19 protein-coding genes are annotated in these 19,254 nt (G+C 71.9%); 6 read left to right on the forward strand and 13 right to left on the reverse strand.

The genetic code is table 11. From position 1 onward, the window contains the following. Positions 1–20 precede the first annotated feature (20 nt). Positions 21–890 (reverse strand): amidohydrolase family protein, encoded by an 870-nt coding sequence (locus tag ACMGFI_RS04750; protein WP_436908840.1) that lies wholly within the window; start codon positions 888–890, stop codon positions 21–23. Positions 891–1,457: 567 nt separating this feature from the next. Here ACMGFI_RS04750 and ACMGFI_RS04755 point away from each other — a divergent pair. After that, positions 1,458–2,168 (forward strand): class I SAM-dependent methyltransferase, encoded by a 711-nt coding sequence (locus ACMGFI_RS04755; RefSeq protein ID WP_436907732.1) that lies wholly within the window; start codon positions 1,458–1,460, stop codon positions 2,166–2,168. Positions 2,169–2,232: 64 nt separating this feature from the next. On the opposite strand, the gene ACMGFI_RS04760 is transcribed toward ACMGFI_RS04755, so the two are convergent. The 3 genes from ACMGFI_RS04760 to ACMGFI_RS04770 form a co-directional block, all read right to left on the reverse strand. Then, positions 2,233–2,976, reverse strand: coding sequence for a helix-turn-helix domain-containing protein (locus ACMGFI_RS04760; RefSeq protein ID WP_436907734.1), 744 nt, complete (start codon positions 2,974–2,976; stop codon positions 2,233–2,235). Positions 2,977–3,064: 88 nt separating this feature from the next. Then, the gene (locus ACMGFI_RS04765) at positions 3,065–4,192 is read right to left on the reverse strand and encodes an acyl-CoA dehydrogenase family protein (protein WP_436907735.1); all 1,128 of its coding nucleotides are present in this window, start codon (positions 4,190–4,192) and stop codon (positions 3,065–3,067) included. Between the two features lie 70 nt (positions 4,193–4,262). Continuing rightward, positions 4,263–4,829 (reverse strand): rhomboid family intramembrane serine protease, encoded by a 567-nt coding sequence (locus tag ACMGFI_RS04770; RefSeq protein WP_436907736.1) that lies wholly within the window; start codon positions 4,827–4,829, stop codon positions 4,263–4,265. A gap of 179 nt (positions 4,830–5,008) precedes the next feature. On the opposite strand from ACMGFI_RS04770, the gene ddh reads away from it, so the two are divergent. Beyond that, complete coding sequence (ddh, locus tag ACMGFI_RS04775; protein ID WP_436907737.1) at positions 5,009–5,950, forward strand: D-2-hydroxyacid dehydrogenase; 942 nt, start codon at positions 5,009–5,011, stop codon at positions 5,948–5,950. A gap of 120 nt (positions 5,951–6,070) precedes the next feature. Here ddh and ACMGFI_RS04780 read toward each other — a convergent pair whose 3' ends face one another. Both ACMGFI_RS04780 and ACMGFI_RS04785 read right to left on the reverse strand, forming a co-directional pair. Beyond that, on the reverse strand, positions 6,071–7,036 hold the full coding sequence (locus ACMGFI_RS04780) for an NADPH:quinone reductase (RefSeq protein WP_436907738.1): 966 nt from the start codon (positions 7,034–7,036) through the stop codon (positions 6,071–6,073). Between the two features lie 403 nt (positions 7,037–7,439). Continuing rightward, the gene (locus ACMGFI_RS04785; RefSeq protein WP_436907739.1) at positions 7,440–7,889 is read right to left on the reverse strand and encodes a TRAM domain-containing protein; all 450 of its coding nucleotides are present in this window, start codon (positions 7,887–7,889) and stop codon (positions 7,440–7,442) included. Positions 7,890–8,297: 408 nt separating this feature from the next. Here ACMGFI_RS04785 and ACMGFI_RS04790 point away from each other — a divergent pair, with 408 nt between their 5' ends. Beyond that, complete coding sequence (locus tag ACMGFI_RS04790; protein WP_436907740.1) at positions 8,298–9,605, forward strand: geranylgeranylglyceryl/heptaprenylglyceryl phosphate synthase; 1,308 nt, start codon at positions 8,298–8,300, stop codon at positions 9,603–9,605. A gap of 32 nt (positions 9,606–9,637) precedes the next feature. Here the strand turns inward: ACMGFI_RS04790 and ACMGFI_RS04795 are convergent, their stop codons facing one another. From ACMGFI_RS04795 to ACMGFI_RS04810, 4 genes are all read right to left on the reverse strand, one after another. Further along, positions 9,638–10,933, reverse strand: a complete 1,296-nt coding sequence (locus tag ACMGFI_RS04795; RefSeq protein WP_436907742.1) for a hypothetical protein — start codon at positions 10,931–10,933, stop codon at positions 9,638–9,640. 74 nt (positions 10,934–11,007) lie between these two features. Beyond that, positions 11,008–11,796 carry a hypothetical protein gene (locus tag ACMGFI_RS04800; RefSeq protein ID WP_436907743.1) on the reverse strand — a complete coding sequence of 263 codons (789 nt, stop codon included), beginning with the start codon at positions 11,794–11,796 and terminating at the stop codon, positions 11,008–11,010. Between the two features lie 5 nt (positions 11,797–11,801). Continuing rightward, the gene (locus ACMGFI_RS04805) at positions 11,802–13,286 is read right to left on the reverse strand and encodes an MATE family efflux transporter (RefSeq protein WP_436907744.1); all 1,485 of its coding nucleotides are present in this window, start codon (positions 13,284–13,286) and stop codon (positions 11,802–11,804) included. After that, the gene (locus ACMGFI_RS04810) at positions 13,286–13,885 is read right to left on the reverse strand and encodes a TetR/AcrR family transcriptional regulator (RefSeq protein ID WP_436907746.1); all 600 of its coding nucleotides are present in this window, start codon (positions 13,883–13,885) and stop codon (positions 13,286–13,288) included. Before ACMGFI_RS04810 ends, ACMGFI_RS04805 begins: the two co-directional genes overlap by 1 nt. A 177-nt stretch (positions 13,886–14,062) precedes the next feature. Between ACMGFI_RS04810 and ACMGFI_RS04815 the strand changes: the two genes are divergently transcribed. Further along, positions 14,063–14,653: a TetR/AcrR family transcriptional regulator gene (locus ACMGFI_RS04815; RefSeq protein ID WP_436907748.1), complete on the forward strand. Its 591-nt coding sequence runs from the start codon at positions 14,063–14,065 to the stop codon at positions 14,651–14,653. 92 nt (positions 14,654–14,745) lie between these two features. Here ACMGFI_RS04815 and ACMGFI_RS04820 read toward each other — a convergent pair whose 3' ends face one another. The 3 genes from ACMGFI_RS04820 to ACMGFI_RS04830 form a co-directional block, all read right to left on the reverse strand. After that, complete coding sequence (locus ACMGFI_RS04820; protein WP_436907750.1) at positions 14,746–15,177, reverse strand: DUF7575 domain-containing protein; 432 nt, start codon at positions 15,175–15,177, stop codon at positions 14,746–14,748. Positions 15,178–15,237: 60 nt separating this feature from the next. After that, the gene (locus ACMGFI_RS04825; protein WP_436907751.1) at positions 15,238–16,119 is read right to left on the reverse strand and encodes a VOC family protein; all 882 of its coding nucleotides are present in this window, start codon (positions 16,117–16,119) and stop codon (positions 15,238–15,240) included. 79 nt (positions 16,120–16,198) lie between these two features. Next, positions 16,199–17,227 carry an LLM class flavin-dependent oxidoreductase gene (locus ACMGFI_RS04830; RefSeq protein WP_436907753.1) on the reverse strand — a complete coding sequence of 343 codons (1,029 nt, stop codon included), beginning with the start codon at positions 17,225–17,227 and terminating at the stop codon, positions 16,199–16,201. 111 nt (positions 17,228–17,338) lie between these two features. On the opposite strand from ACMGFI_RS04830, the gene ACMGFI_RS04835 reads away from it, so the two are divergent. Then, positions 17,339–18,241 (forward strand): DUF7351 domain-containing protein, encoded by a 903-nt coding sequence (locus ACMGFI_RS04835; RefSeq protein WP_436907755.1) that lies wholly within the window; start codon positions 17,339–17,341, stop codon positions 18,239–18,241. A 199-nt stretch (positions 18,242–18,440) separates the two neighbouring features. Then, the gene (locus ACMGFI_RS04840) at positions 18,441–19,193 is read left to right on the forward strand and encodes a class I SAM-dependent methyltransferase (RefSeq protein WP_436907756.1); all 753 of its coding nucleotides are present in this window, start codon (positions 18,441–18,443) and stop codon (positions 19,191–19,193) included. Positions 19,194–19,254: the final 61 nt, after the last annotated feature.

Raw genomic sequence — 19,254 nt, forward strand, 5'->3', positions numbered from 1 at the left:
GGGCGTCCGCTCGACGCCCGTCAGTCGAGTCCGACGTGGCGGCGGAACGACCGGCCGGTGAGCCAGGTCCGGTCCGCCTCGGAGAGGCCGTCGACGCGGCGGAGCCACCGGAGGCTCTCGCCGTAGGTCGCCACGTCGCTGACGTTCGGGTAGTCCGACCCCCAGATCACGCGCTCGCGGCCGAACTGGTCGAGGAGCCACCGGACGTGGTCGTGCATGTCCCCGTAGGGGAACGACGCGTCCGAGGCGTGGGGGGTCTCCGAGACCTTCACCGCGACGCCGTCGTACTCGGCCAGGTCGGCGAAGCGGGCGAAGGTCCCCTCGTCGGTCGGCGTCTCGGGCCCGGCGTGGGCGAAGTGGTCGAAGAGGTAGGTCAGTTCGGGGTAGGCCTCGACGAGTTCGAGCGCCTGGTCGAGCTGGCCGTGGTCACAGAGGATCTGGACGGCCGCGTCCGTCTCGACGGCGGCCTCCCAGAAGGCCGTCTCCTCGACCGCGTCGCGCAGCCACGTGACGCTCGGGTCGAACGTCTCCCACATCCGGTCGTAGGGACAGGCGGCCCCGAGCCGGAACCCGACGACCCCGTCGACGCTCATGCACTCGCGCAGGTGGTCGGCGGCCCCCTCGGCGAACGGGTCGACCATCACGATCCCGTAGAGGCGGTCGCGCTCGGCGGCAACCTCCCGGGTGTAGTAGTTGTCCGTCCACTCGGGGAGCGGGTAGCCGACGACGACGGCCTCGTCGACCCCGGTCCGGTCCATGTCGCCGAGGAGCCTGTCGGCCGTGTAGACGCTGTGGACGTCGAACTCGCCGACCGCCTCCGTCAGCGGGCCGTTGACCCACGGGTGGTCGTCGCTCGCCGGCCCCCACGCGTGGGTGTGCGTGTCGAGCACCATACTCGCTGGAACGACGGCGGCGTAGTAAAAGTTGCCCGACCGCCGGACCGACCACGGCACCGACCTCGACCGGACGCCGGATCGGTGAACCGATTTTTGGTAAGAACCTACCTGTATCAGAGTATATTATATATACCGGTATGACTGTAGGCATAGATAACGATCGCGATAGCGAACGTCACACCGCCTCAAGCACCCAGACCCGCAGATTACCGCCTTTGAGCGGCCATATCCGTTGATTCTGAGTTCCGGTCCGATATCGTCGAAGCTGAACCGTCCGCTGGACCACGATTCCGCCATCTCCGGGAATTCGAGGGGTATACCACGTGATTGCGCCGCCGAACCGTTCGCTACCGTGCGAGCGGCGGAGAATCGACTCGATCGGAGACGAAATAATCGAAATATTGTATATAACCTATACAGCCGGATAAATTATAATTCGGAACGGGCCCCGAAGCCGGTCGACTCGTCGCCGGTATCTCCCGCCTGTCCGACAGTTCCACGCCAACGACACCCACACCACCACAGCGGCTTTGCCCGACCGCCCGGTGGCGTTCCGTAGCCATGCCGAGCCCGTTCGCGCAGGCGCTCTACGACCACCACTTCGGCGAACAGTCCGGACCGCTCCGCTACCGGAACGGCGAGGGGATCGAGGAACCAGGCGTCGATATCTACTTCGACGAGGCCGCGCCCGAACCGGACGACTGGCTCCCCGCGCACCTCGACGGGCCGCTCGTGGACCTGGGCGCGGGCGCCGGTCGGCACGCGCTCGCCTTCCAGGAGCGCCACGAGACGGTCGCGGTCGAGCGCAGCGACCTGCTCGTCGAGGTGATGGAGGACCGCGGGGTGCGCGACGCCCGACGGGCCGACATGTTCGCGCTCCGGGAGCACTTCGAGCGCGACCGCTTCCGGTCGGCGCTCGCCGTCGGCACCCAGGCGAGTCTCGCCCGGTCGATGCAGGGGTTGCGGGCGTTCCTCGGCGACCTCGCCCACGTCACCACGCCGGACGGGACGGCCGTGATCGACGGGTTCGACCCCGACCACGAGCGGACGCGGGGGAAACTGGACTACTACGAGGACCCGTCGGACGGCCTCGCCTACCGCGTGATGCAACTCGAGTACGACGGGACGCTCGGCGAACCGTGGCTCTATCGGCTGTTCTCGCCCGACCGCGTTCGGGAGGCGACGGCGGGCACCGGCTGGCGCGTCGCCGACGTGAGATACGGCGACGACGGATGGGACCACCTGTTCGAGGTCGCGCTCGAAAAGCGGTGAGACGGGCCGGATGCCGGTGGCCGTCGCGGCCGTCGACCGCCACGGATCATCCGGGGGTAGCGGGCTACCCTCGCGGGCGCTGTCCGAGCAGTTTCGCCTCTACCTTGTGCAGATGTTCGTGGAGCGTCGACGTGGAGATACCGAGTTCCGCGGCCAGTTCGCCGGCGGTCGCCTCCCGGGGCCAGTCGTAGTACCCGCTGTCGCGGGCGAGCCGGAACACCTCTAGCTGGCGGCGGGTCAGCCGGTCGGTCGGGAGCCCGCTGGCCGCCGACTGCCAGTGCGACGTGGTGATCCGGCGGATGTCGATCACGGCGTCCTTCGCGTCGCTGACCGCGTCGAGCTTCGTCCGGACGGCGTCGCGGTCGTGGTTCGTGACGAGCGACCAGTACTCACGGCCGTCCCGGATGTCGATCGGTTCGGCGCAGACGAACCCCCGCGAGGTCAGTTCGGGCGTGATCTGGGTGCGGCCGTCGTGGTCGACGAGCAGGTCCCGCATCGCGTTGCCCGCGACCGGGGCGGTCGCGTGGCGGTACGTGGGGCGGATCTCGGAGACCTCGTGGACGTGCGGGGAAGCGGCGACGTGGTCGACCGCGGCGTCGATAGTCGCCTGCTCGTCGGCGTAGAGCGTGAACAGCGTCGTGACCCGCTCGCCGGTCGTGTAGATCCCGTACCCGAGCATCCCCACGTCGAACCGCTCGGTCGCCTCGATCTCCCAGCAGTCCGGGTACCACAGGTCCAGCGAGACGTACACCGCATCGTCCGCGCCGTCCGGGCTGTCCGCGCCGTTCGCGCCGTCCGGCTCCGTCATGGGCGTGGGCGCGTACTCCCCCCGGGATATTCGGCTTGTCGGCCGCCCCGGCCCGGACCACCGGTCGCCGTGACCCACTGGCGCGCGGCTACCTCTGCCGGCGCTCGATCACGGCCTCGGCGAGGGCGTCCTCGTGGCCCTCGTTCGGGCCGCCGGCGATGGTGAGCAGTTTCGCGTCGCGGAGGTACCGCTCGACGTGGCGCTCGGTCGTGTACCCCATCCCGCCGTGGAGCTGGACGGCCTCGTCGGCGTTGTCGACGGCGGCCCGCGTCGCGTGGACCTTCGCCATGGCGAACTCCCGGTCGACGTCCCGCCCCCGGTCGGCGCGGTCGGCCGCCCGGAGCGTCAGCAGTCGAGCGGTGTCGACGCGGCGGGCCATCTCGCCGATCCGCCAGCGGACGCCCTGGAAGTCGCTGATGTGCCGGTCGTGTTGCTCGCGCGAACTCGTGTACTCGACGGTGTCGTCGAGGGCCGCGCGGGCGACCCCGACGCCCCGCGCCGGGACGTTCACGCCGGTGTGGACTTCGCCCCGCTGGGTCAGGGCCTCGCCCTCGGCGCCGACCAGTCGGTCGTCGGGGACGCGGGCGTCGGACAGCTCGACCCGCGGGGACTTCACGGGGCGCGCGCCGAGCGTGTCCCACACCTCGTCGACCTCGAACGCCTCGGTCGGGACGAGGAAGGCGCTGACCCCGTCCCCGGAACCCGTCCTCGCGTAGGTGAGCACGAGGTCGGCGTGGCGGAAGTTGGTCACCCACTGCTTGTGGCCGTTCAGCACCCACTCGTCGCCGTCGCGGACGGCGGTCGTCTCCAGCCTCGACTTGTCGCTGCCCGCGTCGGCCTCGGTCAGCCCGAGCGCGCTGACGGTGTCGTAGGTCGCCATGTCGTCGAGCAGGTCCGCCCGCTGGGCGTCCGAGCCGAACCGCTCGACGACCGTCGCGACGCCGAGATGGAGCGCCAGCGCGCTCGCGACCGGCATGAGCGCGGCCGCCAGTTCCTCGACCACCAGCGCCAGTTCGACCAGGCCCTCGCCGCGGCCGCCGTGCTCCTCGGGCAGCGTCAACCCAGTCCATCGCCGGTCGCCCAGCGCGTCGAGGATCTCGGCCGGATACGTCTCCCCGCGGTCCAGTTCGATCGCCCGCGGCCTGATCTCGGACTCGGCGAAGGCCCGGGCGTCCGCTCTGAGGTCCCGCTGGTCGGCCGTAAGTTCGAATCGCATACCCTGAACGGGGACGCCCCGGCGATTAAACGGGGGACCTGCTATGTCCGGCCCGGGACGCCGCCGCCCCTCACGACGGCCGCAACAGGTGTAGCCGCCCCGCGGCCAGCCCGATCAGCAACCCGGCGAAGTGGGCGACCAGGGCGACGCCGGGGCCGGCGGTGGCGACGGTGACGGCGCCGGCGACGACGACGAACACGCCCAACTGCGCCCGCGGGCTGAGCGGTGTCTTGTCCAGCAGCGTGTCGCTCATGCGGTTGCCCGCGAGGACGTACCCGACCAGCCCGGCGATGCCGCCGCTGGCGCCCAGCACGGCGACGCCGGGGCCGACGAGGTCGCTGACCCACACCTGGACGAGCCCGGAGAGCGCGCCGGTGGCGAGGAAGAACGCGTGGAAGCGCAACCGGGAGGTCTGCCGTTCGAGGTAGAGCCCGACCAGCAGGAGGACGGCGACGTTGGCCAGCAGGTGCCCGACCGACAGGTGGGCGTAGACGCTCGTCACCAGCGTCCACGGCCGGGCGCCGACCGGCGGCGCGAGCGCGAACGTGAAGGGGACCTGCAGTAGCGCCACGACACGCTGGACGAGGAAGACGACGACGAAGGCGGCGACCAGCGTCAGGGTCGGACTGCGGGACACGACCGCCCGTTGGGGCAGCGACTACATGAAGGATCGCCCGGAAGTCGCGGCCGGGGCCGGGCGACAGCGGCGGTCTGTGCGGGGAGCGGCGCCCGCTCCCACCCCGGGGAGGCTCGTGCCCGCCGGGTCGGGCCGAGTTCGGAGCAAGAGTTACCGCGGAGCGCCGCGTAGACGCGCTCATGCGACTCGACCGGATCGGCGTCGACGAGTCGGTCGCGGCGGTGTTCCCGCCGGAGCGGCTCGTCGAGCGCCTCGCGGACGCGGCGGACGAGGCGGGGGTCGACGTGGCCGCGGTCGACGGCTCGCCGGCCTCGCTCGCCGACTGCGACGCCGTCGTCACCTTCGAGCACCGCGACGCCTTCCTCGACCTCGAGTGGGTCCACTCGGTCCAGGCCGGGGTCGATCGCTTCCCCCAGGACCGCCTGCGCGAGCGGGGGGTCGTCCTGACCAACAGCACCGGCATCCACGGCGACGCCGTCGGCGAGACGGTCGCGGGGTTCGTCCTCGCGCTCGCGCGGCGGATCCACGAGTACGCCGCCAACCAGGCCGACCGCGAGTGGGACCGGCCCGAGTGGGACGAGGCCTGGACGGTCGCCGGCGAGCGGGCCTGCGTCGTCGGTCTCGGCGGCCTCGGCAGGGGGATCGTCGACCGGCTCACCGGCCTCGGCCTCGACGTGGACGGCGTCCGGCGCACGCCCGTCCCCGAGCCCGGCGTCGGCCGGGTGTACACGACCGACCGGCTCCGCGAGGCCGTCTCCGACGCCCGGTTCGTCGTCCTCGCGGTCCCGCTGACCGACGCGACCCGCGGTCTGGTCGGCGCCGACGAGCTCGCGGCGATGGACGAGGACGCCTACCTGGTCAACGTCGCCCGGGGCGGCGTCGTCGACCAGCCGGCGCTCGTGGCAGCGCTACGCGACGGCGAGATCGCGGGCGCAGCCCTCGACGTGTTCGAGACCGAACCGCTCCCCGCCGACTCGCCGCTGTGGGGCCTCGACGACGTGATCGTCTCCCCCCACTGCGCGGCCTACACGCGCGACTACTACCGCCGCGTCGGGACCATCGTCGCGGAGAGCGTCCGCCGGGTCGCCGACGGCGACGAGCCCGTCAACCGCGTCGTCTGAACCCGCCGCCGGGGTGGGTTCCGCGGGCGGGTTCCGCCGGCGGAACCCCTTCGGCGTCCGTCCGACACAGCCTCGGCGTCCGTCCGACACCACACGGTCCGTCGCCGGACGGTCCGGCGGTCAGGGCTCGATCACGAGCTTCCCGAGGAAGCTGTCCTCCATGACCGCCCGCTGGGCCTCGCCGGCCTCCTCCAGGTCGTACGTGCGGGCGAGTTCGACCGACAGCCGGTCCCGTTCCATCAGGTCGGCGACGCCGGCCAGCCCGACGCGCAGGTCCGGCATGTTGAACATCGACATGAACTGGTAGGACACGTCCTTCGACCGGGCCGCGCCGTCGTTCGTGAACCCGGGGTCGGGGCTGTTCTCGCCGATCCCCACCACGCGGGCGCCCTGCGCGGCCACATCGGCGTCGAACTGGAGGTAATCGTCCAGCCGGTGATCCAGCACCGCGTCGACGCCGCCGTCGGAGGCGTCGAGAACTGCGTCGGCCAGGTCCTCGCGACCGTAGTCCAGCACCGTCTCCGCACCCAGATCGGCCAGGTCGTCGTGATACCCCTCGCTCGCGGTGGTGATCACGCGGGCGCTGACGGCGTCGGCGACCTGGACGGCGGCGTGGCCGACGCCCCCGGATCCGCCGTGGACGAGGCAGTGCTCGGCGGGGTCGAGGGCGGCGTGGTCGACCAGCGCGCGCCACGCCGTGACGGCCGCGACGCCCGCCGCACCGGCTTCCGCCAGGTCGACGCCGTCGGGCAGGGCGACGACGCGGTCGGTGGGGACGGTCGCGTACTCGGCGTAGGCGCCCTGGTGGCCGGCGTTGCCGATCCCGGTGCCGAACACCCGGTCGCCCTCGTCGAACCCGTCGACGCCGTCGCCGGTCGCGGCGACGGTCCCCGCGAAGTCGACGCCGGGAGTGAACGGCAGGCCGACGGGCTCGTAGGAGCCGTCGCGGAAGTAGGTGTCGACGGGGTTGACGCCGGCCGCCGCCACCTCGACGAGCAGTTCGTCCGACGCGGGGGTCGGACGGTCGGTCTCCTCGACCCCGAGGACCTCGGGGCCGCCGTGGTCGTGTAGGCGGACTGCGCGCATCTCGGTCGGACACACGGGTCGACGCGGGTTAACTGTGGGCGTCGCTGTCCGTTCGCCCCGCGCCGTGGCGTCTCCGTTCCGGGCCACCCGCGCCGTCGCCTCGACCGCCCGACCGCTCGGCGGCGCTCGCTCGATGCCTAATTGCTGAGGCCCTGAGAACTTCCGTCTCCGGCCCCAACTACGAAGTGGCTCGTGTGACCGCGAGCCCCATCCCACCACGGATGTGCCTCACCCGCGACCCACCCCGTCCACACCCACCCGTTCCCGCGCTCGGGGGAGCGCAGGAACCCACCCTTTCCGGGTCCCACCGTGCCGGCGACGGAACGCCCGCTCGCCGCACTCCCCGAACTCCCGTTTCTCGCCCGTCGAACGCTCGGCGCGTACCGGAGCCGCGCGTCCGCACTCACTCGTAGTAGCTGCGCCGCTCGACGACCTCGGCGAAGGCGACGTTCTCGCGCACGTCGGTGATCTCGACGGTGACCCGCTCGCCCTGCTCGGTGTCGGGGACGATGACGACGAACCCACGCTCGACGCGCGTGATCCCGTCACCCTGCTCGCCGATGTCCTCGATCTCGACGGTGCGCTCTTCGCCCTCCTCGACCGGCGGCGACCGACCCGACCGGGGCTCGGTCTCCCGTTCGCGGCGCTCGGCCCCCGCGTCGCCGGCGTCGGATCCCCCGCCGGCCCCGTCGTCACCGCTCGCGGGCGACGGGACCAGCGCGACGCGATACGTGTCGCCGGCAGCGACCGACCCGGTCCGGACCTCTCGCTTCGGGACCTCCACGACGTAGGACCCGTCCTGCTCCTCGACTCGCGCGGAAAACAGACAGCGAAGCTGATCGGAGATCTCCATTCGTATCGTCTATCTCGCACGCAAGCGGCCGGCGCACTTGGTTCTATCGTGTGTCGGCCGACGCGAGCGGTCTCCGGTCGCGACCGCGGCGGCCACGGGGACTCGACACCGCCAGCGAGCGGCGGTGCGACGGCTGGAAGCATCGAAAACCGGCGGGCCCGGGCGGGGCCCGCCGCGAAACAACGAACGGTGGGGTGGGCGGGTCCGGGCGGGGTGGTCGCCCGGACGGAGTGGATGGCTTCAGTGTCCGTGTGTGCGGACACGACTGACTGGGACGCTTTCCGGCATAAGCTTTGTCCCGGAACGCCGCGGTGTGGTGATTCCCTCGATCGACGACCGCCTCCGGGTTCGACCCGCGGCGCCCCGGAAACCGGGACCTTAACCTGCGACAGCCACCATCCCGTCGGTATGTCGCTCGGCTCGTCGCTCGGTCGCTCGCTGCGGACCGCGGTCTCCGCGGCCGGGATCGGCGCGGAGACGCTCCTCTCGGTCGACGCCAACCCGGTCCCCGCCGACTGGCGCCACGTCACGAAGGTCGACCCGGAGACGGCGAAGCTGCTGCCGGTCGCCTATCCCCTGTACCTCCGGCACACCGACGCCGTCTCCGTCGGCGGGTCGAGCGCCGTCACCGCCGAGAACACCGAGGAGACGTTCCGCCTGCTGGCCCGCGCGCCGGTCCCCGCCTTCCACGAGCCCAGCGAGGCCCGCCACGTCACCGAGCGGACCCGCGAACTGGCCGCGTTCCTCGCGCTTCCCGAGGTGCTCAACGGCGAGACGGAGGCGCTCGTCGGCACGCTCGGCGAGGGGCTGGCCTACCTCCGCGACGAGCTGGTCCCCGACCTGCTCCGCGAGAAACTGCCCGGCCCGGTCTACCGCGCGGTCGGTGACCCGCTCGCCGACTTCGCGACCTCGTGGCTGCTGGAGGCGGCCGTCTTCGAGGCGTACATCGTCCAGAACCCCGCGAGTGCGGCCGCTCGCCGGAGCGGCGTCGACGAGTCGGACGTGCTCTCGCCGGCCACCGCCAGGGAGCGCGCGATGGTCGCCGACCGCCACCTCGACAGCGAGGTCGTCTACGTCGAGTACTCGGGCACCTACGGCGGCGACGAGGCCGCCGACGTGCTCCGGGCGGTCGCCGACTCGGTCAACGGCGCCCGCGTCTGGTACGGCGGCGGGATCGACGACCGCGAGAAGACGGTCGAGATGCTCGACGCGGGCGCCGACGCGGTCGTCGTCGGCGACTGCTTCCACGACGTGGCCGACGAGGAGGTCGAGATCTGCGCCCGCGCCGTCGAAGCGCTCGGGGCCACGCCGTCCGCGGAGGAAATCCGGTCGTGGTTCGACGGGGAGGTCGACCCTGCGGGGACGGCCGCAGCCCGGTATCTGCGGACGACGCCGGCCGTCGACGACCCCGAGGCCGCCGCCGAGCGCGGCCTGCTGACCGCGCTCGCGCTCTGTTTCGGCGCGCTCCCCGCGGTCGTCGGGGCTGGCGGGGACCAGTCGGACGGCTCGGCGGAGTCGCCGGCCGAGCGGACGCGAGCGCTGCTCTCGGGGATGGGTGCCGACGCGACCGGTCGCCTGGAAGCCGCGCTCGCCGATGACGGCGACGATGCCCTCGACGACTACGCCACGCGGGTCGCGGCCGCGCTGTCGGCCGCCGACCCCGAGCCACGGCGGCTCCGCCACCTGAGTCTCTCGAAACTGTCGGTATCTCGCTGAGCGCGGCGGACCGGACCGAGCAGCGGGAGACCCTATCGGTCGCCGCTGTCCGGGCTCCCGGGGAGGACGCCGGGGTCGCCCGAGAGGTAGATGTACTCGGCGGCGATCCCCGTCAGGATTGACTCGGAGTCGACGGCGTACTCGATCGCCCGGTCGAGGTACAGCGAGGAGATGTCGACGACGCGGTCGTAGGCCGCCCGCTCGGAGTCTGCGACGACGTACTCGGCGGTGACCGGCGTCAGCTGGGTCTCCGCGCGGTCGGCCGCGAAGTCGTCCACGTCGTCGAGCCACACCTGCGCGCCGATGATCGCCAGGACGACCGCGTGTTCGAAGGCGGGTTCGATCCGGATGTCCGCCGCCCGGAACATCTCGATCATCCCCTCGTAGATGACGCCGACCCGCTCGTACTGGGTCTTGCAGTAGGGCCAGCCCCGCTCCTCCGCGGTCAGCGTCCCCGCCTCGCCCTCGAACTCCGCGTACTTGTACTCCGCCTCGATGCGCTCGACGGCCTCGGCGGGATCGTCGGCGACCGGGTTCGTCCCGCCGTCGGCGGCCGCCTCGCCGTCGCTCCCGCCCTCGCCGAGCGCCCGCGCCATCAGCTCCCGGAAGTGCTCGTCGTCGGCCTGGTGGGCGTTCGACTCCGCGACGGCGGCCTCGTAGGCCTCGCGGACCGCGTCGGGGAACCCGGCCATCTGAGCCTCGACGCGCTCGCGCAGCCGGGACTGGGCGATCCGGGCCGCCCGCTCGCGCTCGGCGTCGCCCAGCGGCGGGTCGGTCTCGAAGTCCTCGAACTCCTCGTCGTTGATCGCGTCGCGCATATCGCCGTCGAGCAGCGCCTCCGTACAGAGGCGGGCGACTCGCTCGATGCGGCCGACGAACTCGACCTGCTCGGCCGCCTCGCGCCGCAGTCGCTCCCGCCGGGCCGGGTCGGCTCCGCCGACGAGCGACCGGACGGCGTCCCCGGCCGACCGCGTCGGCTCGTCGGTCACGGGGTTGTAGCCGTCGCTCTCCTCGATCGCCCGGCGGTAGAGATACCCCAGCGTCAGCTCGACCGGCAGGGTCAGCTTCGTCTCGTAGCGAAAGTCGACGTCCTCGTAGCCGAGCTCGCGCTCCAGTTCGGTCTCGATGGCGCCGTAGGCGTCCGCGAGAAATTCGTCGAGGGTGTCGTCGACCCACGCCTTGATCCGCAACGCCGTGAGATCGAGTTCGCCCGTCCGCGCGTAGAAGCGGGCGACGGCGCGCAGCGACAGCGGGAGCCGGTCCCGCTCGGACACCCACCCGGCGGCGGTACCGAGTGGGGACCCCGTCGGGACCGATCCGGAACTCATGACCGTCCTGTTCCCCTGCGGCGTTTGTATAGCTGTTGAAACCGTCGGGTGCGAACCCGCCGTCGGCCTCGCCGTCAGCCGTCCGTCCGCGCGCCGGCCAACCGGCGAAGCGGCGACGCGTCCACGGGCGACGGAAGTTCGCCCAGCGCGCGGTATCCGTCCGCACGTCGTCGGGCCGCGTAGTCGTCGAGTCGCTCCGCCGGGAGTTCGGCGACGGCAACCGTCGCCGGGCCGGCACCGTCTCCGAACGCGTCGCGGACCGCTCGCGCCGTGGCGAAACAGCGGCCGGCCCGCGCGACCGGGTCGCGGTGGCGCTCGTCGGCGCCGGCCAGCCGCGCGCCGAGGACGACGGCGCACTCGCCGATCCGACCGGCGGTTCGTTCGACGGCCGCGGCCGGGTCGGGCGACGGCTCGGTCGGCTCGACGAAGGTAGTCGCGAACGCGACGGCGACGGCACCGAACGCGTCCGTGAGCGTCTCGACGCAGTCCTCGACCGCCGGGTCGTCGGCGGCGGTCAGCGTCGCGTACGCCGCGGCGGGGAGGTGATCGCCCGCGAGGAGGGCGGCGACCTCGTCGCGGCCCAGCGCTCGCGGTCCCGCTCCGGCGAGGTCGACGAGCAGCTCGCTCCGGACCCGACAGTACCCCCGGAGGAGTTCGACCGCCGCCGCGGCGGGGACGACCCGGTCGGGGTCCGGACCGTCCGCCAGCGACCGATACGCGCCGCCGACCAGCCGGCCGTACCAGCGGTCGTCCGCGGCGTCGACCGCCTCCCGGGCGACCGACGGGCCGTCCTCGCCGGGGCCGTCCAGCGCCGATTCGAGCCGCGCTTCGATCGCCGACCGCGGGACGACACTCCCGCCCATGAGCGTCAGTCGTCGCCCGTCGAACCTTCGACGGCCGTCGCTTCCGTGTCGACGTTCCGCTCGGTCAGTTCGGTCCCCTTCCAGGTGCCGCGGCGGTACCAGAGGACGGCGACCGCCGCGCCGACGACGTTCGAGACGGCGAAGGAGACCCAGATGCCCGCCTCGTCGAGCGGGCCGGCGGCGAACCAGGCGACCGGGAACCGGACGACCCCGAGCATCAGGACGGAGATGGCCGCGGCGGTGAGCGTCCGGCCGGCGCCGCGGAAGCTCCCGGTGTAGGCCCGGGTGACCCCGATGAACCCGAAGGTCAGCGCGACGTAGCGGAGGAACTGCGCGCCGACCTCGACCACGCGGTCGGCGTCGGTCTGGTCGGCGCCGACGAACACCGAGACGATCGGCTCCGGCGCGAGGAAGACGGCGACCCCTGCGAGGGTGAGGATCCCGAACAGCACCTTCGCCGCGAGGTTCGCCGCCGCCTCCGCGCGGTCGGGCCTGTCGGCGCCCACGTTCTGGCCGGTCATCGTCTCGACGCCGCGGGCGACGGCGATGGCCGGCAGGACGATGACCGAGAAGACGCGCGTCCCGATCCCGTAGGCGGAGACGACGGGGTCGGGGAACATCGCGACGACGAACAAAAGCAGGTTCATCGACAGCGCCCGGCCCATCCCCTCGACGGACGCCGGGAGGCCGATCCGGACCAGCCGGCGGAGATACGAGAGGTCGGGGACCATGTCGCGGAGGTGGATCTGGACGCCGCGGTGGCCCCGGAACATGATCGCCAGCCCGACGACCAGCGCGAGCCCGCGGGAGAACACCGTCGCGACGGCCGCCCCCTGGATCCCCAGCTCCGGGAAGCTGACCGTCCCGACCAGCGGGGCGTTCTCGACGACCGTCCACCCGAAGATCAGGAACGGGTCGATGACGATGTTGAGGACGACCGACCCGAACATCACGAGCATCGGCGTGACCGTGTCGCCGTAGCCCCGCATGAGCGCGATGAACACGAAGAAACCGAACATGAACAGCAGGCCCAGCGAGATGACCTCCATGTAGCTCGACGCCAGCGGCAGCACGTCCGCGGAGGCGCCCATCAGCGAGAGGAACTCGCCGACGACGAAGTAACCGACGACGCCCAGGACCAGCGACACGATAGCCGCGAACGTGACCGTCTGGGAGGCGGCGTACTCGGCCTCGCGGGGCTCGCCGGCGCCGGTGAACTGCGCGACGAGGACGCTGCCGGCGACGGAGATGCCGGTCCCGAAGGAGATGAGTAGGAATACCATCGGGAACGCGAAGCTGATCGCCGCCAGCGCGTCCGTGCTGTACTGGCCGAGCCAGAACGTGTCCGCCAGGTTGTAGGCCGTCTGGAAGAGGTTCGTGACGACGATCGGCATCGCGAGGAAAAAGAGGGGCTTGCCGATCCCGCCCGACGTGAGGTCGAAATCCTCGGGGCCCTTGAACAGGGCGTCGAGCCGGCTGCGGAGCCCCATCAGTGGGGGACCTCCGTCGGGTCGGCGGTCAGGTGACGCTCGGCGGAGCGGGCCGTCGTCTCCGCGAGCCGGTCGGCCGGACGGTCGACGGCCGCTCGCCGCGCGTGGGCGCCGGCGATCGCCGTCACGAGGAACTCGGCCGCGACCGCCGGCTCGACCGCGTCGTCGAACTCGCCCGCCTCGACCCCGTCGGCGACGATCGACCGCACCCGCTCGTAGAGGGCCTCGTCGAACCGTTCGAGTCGCGCCCGGACCGCCTCGTCGCCGGACGCCTGCGCGTTCGCCGCCAGCATCGCCGTCCGCAACTGCTCGCCGGCCGTCCCCTCCCCGTCGGCGAGGACCGTCTCGAACAGGGCGGCGAGTCGCTCGCGCGGCGTCCCGCCCTCGACCGCCGCGATCCGTTCGGCGTAGCGGTCGTAGAGGAAGTCCAGAAACGCCGCGTACAGCGTCCCCTTGTCGTCGTAGTAGTAGTGGATCAGTCCCGTGCTCGTGTCCGCCTCGGCGGCGATGTCCTCGAGGGTGATGTCGGCGTGGCCCCGGTCGCGGAGGGCCCGATACGTCGCCGCCAGGATCTCCGTCGCTGCGTCGTCGTCGTCCATCGGTCGGTACCGGACTTACTAACTAGTTAGTCAAAAGGCTTTGGACTCGGGAACCGCCGAATATCGGCTCCGAACGGGGACGCGGACGATTATGCGGAACTGATCGACCGGTATCCGGACGGGTCGACTGACGAGGTAGTCACAACTGTTAACCGGGCCAGCGCGAATGTGATCGTGATGGCCGATCCAACGGAGGGGAGCTTCTCGGAGTCGGAAACGGAGATCATGCGGGCGACGTATCGGGCGCTCCGGGAGCACGGGTACGCCGACCTCACGGTCAAGCGGATCGCGGCGGAGTACGGCAAGTCGACCGCCGCGGTCCACTACCACTACGACACGAAAGACGAGCTGCTCGTCGCGTTTCTCGACTACCTGCTCGAACGGTTCGTGGACACGATTCGCGACGTGGAGACGACCGACCCCCACCAGCGTCTGGACCTGCTGCTCGACGAGCTGATATTCGCGTCCGAGGAACACCGGGACCTGGCGGTCGCGATGCTGGAGATGCGGTCGCAGGCCCCGTACAAGGAGGGGTTCCGCGAGCGCTTCCGGCAGAACGACGAGTACATCCGGTACATGATCAAGGCGGTGATCAACCACGGGATCGATAAGGGTGAGTTCGCGGATGTCGACGCCGACCACGTGACGCGCGGCCTGATGACGATTGTCGACGGCGCCCGGACCCGGGCCGTCGTCCTCGACGAGAACGGGGCGCTCGACACCGCGAGACGGACCGCCCAGGAGTACGTCGACGCCACGCTGACCTGACGGGGCCAGTCATACGGATTATTGCAAGCGTTTATCGGGTCGACCGCACGCAGTCGCGCGGTCGATCCCGGGATGTCTTGCAATAATCCGTATCAGTCGTCCGAATCGTCCGCCCCGTCGACCGACTCGATCTCCAGGTGCGAGAGGTCCGCCGTACACCAGTGACAGAAGTCGATGCCGGGGTCCAGCTCCCGGCCGCAGTTCGGACAGTGCGTGACCCGGCCGTCCGGCGCGGCGGTGATCCGGGCGACGGCGTTGTGCGCCCGGGCGACGAGGTAGGCGTCGACCACGCTCAGCGCGCCGACGGAGACGACGGGCGCGACCGCGAGCGGGTCGACCGGGTCGCCGGCGACCAGCGCCGTCAGCGCCGCTCCGTCGACGAACAGGAAAGTCGCGCCCAGCAGGGCGACCAGCCACCCGGCCGCGCGGCGCAGCCGGCGAAGGTAGATGTGTCCGAGCCCCGTCGCCAGCGCCGCGAGCACCGCGGCGAGCCACGGCCGCTTCCGCGAGACGGATCGGTCCATGGGATTACTAACCGGTTAGTCAGTCATAAGTCTTGTCGGGTCGGGTGTGCCGACGGCCGCCTACGGCTCCGGGGAGGTCGGCGGTTCCGGCGTCGCTCGAAACCGGACGGCGATCCCGTCGGGGTCGGTGACTTCGAAGCCGCCCTCGCGGTCCGTCACGGCGACGCCGGCGGCCGAGAGTCGGCGTCGCGTAGCCGCGACCGCCTCGGCGTCGGGCAGCAGGAACTCGAACCACGCCAGCCCGCGGCCGCCCGCCGGCTCCGACCGACTGTTCCAGGTGTTGACGCCGACGTGGTGGTGGTAGTCGCCCGCTGCGAGGAACGAGGCGCCCCGCGCCTCGGTCTGGATACCCAGTCCGAGCCGGTCGGCGTAGAACGCCCGCGCCCGGTCCAGCGACGAGACCTCCAGGTGGACGTGGCCCAGGTCGGTCCCGGACGGGACCGTGTCGGCGCCGTCGGACTCCGCCGCGAGGGCGTCCAGGTCGAGCGGGACCGTCCCGATCTCGACGGTTCCGTCGTCGGCGCGGGGCCACTCCGCCCGCGGTCGGTCGGCGTACACCTCGACGCCGTTGCCCTCGGGGTCGGTGCAGTACAGCGCCTCGCTGACGTGGTGGTCCGAGGCGCCGTCGAGGGCCCCGCGGTCGCGGATCCGTTCGAGCGCGGCGGCGAGCGCCGCCCGGTCGGGGACGCGGAACGCGTTGTGAAAGAGTCCCGCTTGCGCCCGGCTCCTGGGCGGCGCGTCCGCGTCCCGGCGCAGTTCGAGCACCGGCCGCCCGCCGGCGCCGAGCGTCGCCGCCCGTTCGCTCCGGACCAGAACAGTGAGTCCGACGACGTCGCGGTAGAACGCGACCGTCTCCGCCAGGTCCGCGACGGTCAGCGCCGTCCGCCCGATCCGGGCCGTCGCCGGGATCACCGGGCCGTCGCGCTCGGGAGCGTCGTCCATGCCCCGACCGTTAGGCCCGCGTCCGTATGTATTTCAGGCGACACCGACGTAACCGGGTAGCGGCGACCGGCCGCCGCGGTTACCGCCCCGAGAGCCCGACGCCGTCGGCGAGCAACTCGTGGGAGCGCAACGCGTCGTCGTGGTCGGGAATCGAGTGCTGGATCATCACCTCGTCGACGCCGGCGCGGCCGGCGAGCTGGTCGAGCAGGCCGGCCAGCCGCTCCGGACTCCCCGAGATCGCCCGCGGCCACTCGCCGTCGTCGAGCCGGTCCGGCGTCGGCTCGGGCACGCCGCCGAGTTCGTCGACCGCTTCCTCGACGGTGGGCGGGGTCCCGACCTCGCCGCGGGCCATTCGACGGAAGACCGCCTCGGCGACCGCGCGCAGTCGGGCGGCCTCCCGGTCGGTCTCGGCGCAGACGGCGTTGACGGCGACGATCCCCCGCGGCTCGTCGACCCCGCCGGCCAGGTCCGACGGTTCGAACTGTTCGCGGTAGGTCTCGAAGGCCCGGACGGCGTACCCCGGGCGGATGAACGCCGCGAAGCAGTACGGGAGGCCGAGGTCGGCCGCGATCTCGGCGCTCGACGGGCTCGACCCGAGCACCCACGGGACGGCCGGACCCTCGGCCGACCCCGGGATCTCGATGTCGGCGTAGGGGTGGTCCGCGGGGAAGTCGTCGTAGAGGTGCGAGGCGACCGCCTCGACCTTCTCGCGGTGGTCCGCGTCGGGGTCCTCGACCCGGCGGTCGGTCCCGAGCGCCCGGTCGACCGCCGGCGACTCGTTGGCCCGGCCGAGCCCGGCGTCGACCCGGCCCGGCGCGAGCGCGTCCAGCGCGCCGAACTGCTCGGCGACCTTCAGCGGGCTGTAGTGGTTGAGCAGGACGGCGCCCGACCCGAGCCGGATGGCGTCGGTCTCGGCGGCCAGGTGCCCGAGCAACACCTCGGGGGTCGTCCCCGCGAGCGTCCGGGCGCGGCCGTGGTGCTCCGCGACCCAGAACCGAGTGAACCCGAGTCGCTCGGCCTGCTGTGCGGCCTCGACGGTCTGCTCGTAGGCCTCGGTCGCGGTCCCGCCCTCCGGGACCGGCGAGAGGTCGACGGCGGAGAGATCCATACCGAAACTGAAGCGCGACCGGGGAAAACCTCGGCGGTCGCCGGCCCCCGACGGAGCGGCCCGCCGGCTGGCATCTTTTTCCGTCCGGCCGCCCTCTCTCCACCGAAACGGATGGGTTCTGAGGCGTCGGCCGCGGACGCGTTCGCGCTACTGTCCGACGAGACGCGCGTCGCGATCCTCCGAGCCGTCGCCAGGGCGCAGGCCGAACTCGACGAGGTGAACGCGGGGCCCACCGAACTGACGTTCTCGGAGGTGTACGACCGCGTCGACGTGGACAACACATCGAAGCTCTCCTATCACCTCGGGGAACTGGCCGGGACCTTCCTCCGGAAGGGCGAGGGCGGCTACTCGCTGACCCACGCCGGCGAGCGGGTCGTCCGGTTCGTCGTCTCGGGGAACTACGAACGGCCGGCCGAGTTCGACCCCGTCGAGACCGACGGGCGGTGCCCGTTCTGCGGCGAGCGGTCGCTCCGGGCCCGGCTGCACCACCAGTTCTTCCTCGTCGAGTGTACGGCCTGCGAGCGGCCGGTCTCGAACTACGCGGTGACGCCGGCCCAGGTCCGGTCGCTGGAGGGCGAGGAGTTAGTCCGGAGCGTCGAGCGGAAACAGGCCATGGACTACGCGCAGGTCCGCCGGGGCGTCTGTCCCCAGTGCGCCGGGCCGCTGTCGACCGAGGTCCGGGCCATCGACGAGTCGCCGTTCCCCGAGGCCGACTCGCTGCTGGCCGTCGACCGCTGTCGGGAGTGCCTGCGCGGGTACAACGCCCTGCTGACCTACGGCGTTGCCTACCACCCCGCGTCGGTCGCGTTCCACTGGGAACGGGGCGTCGACATCGCGACCCGGGGGCTCTGGAAATTCAACGATCACCTCTACGAGGGGCGGTGGACCGCCGAGCGCGTCGCCGCCGACCCCGCCGAGTACGAGGTCGTCCTGCGCCACGACGACGACGCGCTCCGCTGTCGCCTCGACGAGTCCGCGACCGTCCAGCGGACCGAACGCGTCCGCCGCAGGTGACCCGCCGCCGCGGAACTTCTCGGAACGATTACGAAAACGTCGTTGAGCCGAACCGCCCCGATCCGGGCCGCCGGCAGCGCCAACCCGGCTCGACCCCGGCCCGACCCCGGTCGGCCACTCAACCTCCGTTTTGAAACGGCGCCGTTAATTCATCAAAGATTCGATAATACTTATGCCGGTAGCGGCGCGACCGTTATACATGGACGCAGGCGAAACCGCCCCCGTCGGTCGCCGCGAACAGCCCTCCCCCGACCGCTCCGACCGCTCGCTCGACGGCGATCCCGTCGACGACCCCGCCGGCGAGCGCTCGATGTCGGCCGCGGACATCGAGGACGTGTACGCGACGTACGCCGACCGGATCGCCCGCTTCGAGGCGGTGGACCGGCTGGTGACCGGCCGGTTCCGCCGCCGGCAGTTCGGCGACGCGACCGGCCGCGTGCTCGACGTGGCGTGCGGCACCGGGACGAACTTCCGGTATCTCCCCGCCGAGGTCGACCTCGTCGGGGTCGACATCAGCCCCGAGATGCTGGCGCAGGCCGAGGAGACGCTCGCCGGACTCGACAGGGACGGAACGCTCCGCCGGATGGACGCCCAGGCGCTCGAGTTCCCGGACGACAGCTTCGACACGGTCGTCTCGGCGCTGTCGACCTGTACGTTCCCCGACCCCGTCGCCGCGCTGCGGGAGATGGCGCGGGTCTGTCGCCCGGGCGGGGAGATCCGCCTCGTCGAACACGGCCGCAGCGACGTTGGTCCGCTCGCCCGCTTCCAGGAGTGGCGCGCGGACGCCCACTACGAGAAGATGGGCTGTCGGTGGACGCAGGAACCGCTCGCGCTCGTCGACGAGGCCGGACTGACCGTCGAGAGCAGTTCGACGGCCCTCTTCGGAATCATCACGACCGTCACGGCGACGCCGGGCGGGGAGACCACCGGCGACGGCTCCCGCTCGCGGTGACGGTCGCTCCGGACCGGGTGGGGCGCGACCGCGCCGCTCGCGAGTTGTAGACGGCCCGGGT

The organism is Halosimplex marinum, from assembly GCF_051414075.1.
In the GTDB taxonomy this organism is placed as follows: domain Archaea; phylum Halobacteriota; class Halobacteria; order Halobacteriales; family Haloarculaceae; genus Halosimplex; species Halosimplex marinum.